This is a genomic window from Spirillospora sp. NPDC049652 (genome assembly GCF_040675125.1).
Lineage (GTDB): Bacteria > Actinomycetota > Actinomycetes > Streptosporangiales > Streptosporangiaceae > Spirillospora.
Map to the genome: position 1 here is coordinate 1 of NZ_JBFAOF010001272.1, position 1,670 is coordinate 1,670.

Sequence of the window (1,670 nt, forward strand, 5' to 3'; positions counted from 1 at the left end):
GACGGCCCGGTCAGACCGCGCGCGGGCGGGGACGGCGCGCTCACCGGCCCTCGCGGACGATCACGGCCCGGACGGTCATCAGCAGGATCCGCAGGTCCGCGCCGAACGACCAGTGGTCGATGTAGTAGTTGTCGTAGCGCACCCGGTCCTCGATCGAGGTGTCCCCGCGCAGCCCGTTGACCTGCGCCCAACCCGTCATCCCCACCGGCATGCGGTGCCGCAGCCCGTAGCCGGGGACCGACGCGCCGAACGTGGCGACGAAGTGCGGACGCTCCGGCCGGGGCCCGACCAGGCTCATGTCGCCCCGGATGACGTTCCACAGCTGCGGCAGCTCGTCCAGCGAGGTCTTCCGCAGGAACCGTCCGACCGGTCCCACCAGCCGCTCGTGGTCGACCGACCAGCTCGTGTCCCCGTGGAACTCGCTGCTGGGACGGACCGTCCGGAACTTCACCAGCGTGAACTCCCGGCCTAGACACCCGACCCGGCGCTGCCGGAACAGCACGCCGGGACCACCCTCCAGCCGGACCGCGACCGCGCACAGCAGCATCAGCCAGCCCAGCGCGACCGCCAGCGCCGACGCCACGACGAAGTCGAACAGCCGCTTGCCCCGCCGTCCGAGGGTGGTCCGCCGGGCGTCCACGACGCGGGCGACCGGGATCCCGGCCAGGTACTCGCGGCCGCGCGCCCCGGCGGGAACCAGGCCCGGGGCGGTCACGACCGCCCACACCTCGCCGGTGTGCCGCGCCGCCGTGCGCGCGGCGGCGTCCAGCACGACGGGCTGGACCCCCTCGCAGACCACGACGGCGACGCGGGCCCGGGTGCGCAGGAGCGTCCTGGTGAGCCGCGGCCAGTCCTCCGCGGCGCCCGCCGGGGCGGCGGGCTCGTCGAGGTTCCGCGGGTCGAGCTTGGCGGTCACGGTCAGGCCCAGGTCGGGGCAGCGGTCGAGGTGCTCGGCGACGCGGTCGGCGACCGTGCCCCCGCCGATCACCACCGTCGCCCGCAGCCGCGCCGGCCTGCGGCGGAAGCGCCGCGCGGCGCGGTGCACCGGCAGCCGGCCCGCCAGGGTGAGCGCCGACACCGCGAGGACGAACTGGAGCATGTGGAGGGCGGCGAGCGGCAGCGACGCGGGGGCGGGCGGCGGCAGGAGGCGGTTGACGGCCAGGTCCGCCAGCAGCACCCGGGTCAGCGTCGGCAGGACCGCGTCGACCAGGCTGGGGCTCCGCTGGGGACGGTATCCGCCCATCGAGGCCTGCAGCGCGACGAGGACCGCCCCGGTGGCGAGCGCCCGCGCCGGAGTGTCGCCTTCGAGCAGGCACAGGCCCCCGGCGGCCGAGAGGTCCAGCAGCGTGAGCGTCAGGCGGTAGCCGGCCACGGGCAGCCGCGACGCGAGCCGGCGGCGGTGGCGGGCGGCGCGCCGGTGGGCCGGACGCCGGTCCGGCGTTCCGGGCACGCGGTTCCGGACGACCGGCGGGCGAGTCGCGGTCCCCTCGGCCGTGCCGAGCGCCGCAAGCCCTTGAGCTCCCAAATCGACGTCCTTCCCGGGAACGGAGAAGCCAGGCCCGGCGAGCCGTCCGCGGGGGGCACGCGCCAGGACGACGCGGGAGAAGGCGGCCGGACGGCCGGTGCGCGCCGAGCCGCATGCCCTTCCCCTGGACGTCCGGCGGCGCGGG

At 76.8% G+C, this 1,670-nt stretch carries 1 protein-coding gene; it reads right to left on the reverse strand.

All coding sequences use genetic code 11. The annotated features are described in order from the left end of the window. Window positions 1-40 precede the first annotated feature (40 nt). Window positions 41-1,670: exopolysaccharide biosynthesis polyprenyl glycosylphosphotransferase (locus tag AB0J52_RS39340; protein ID WP_500188192.1), on the reverse strand; the 1,630-nt coding region annotated here is incomplete at its 5' end.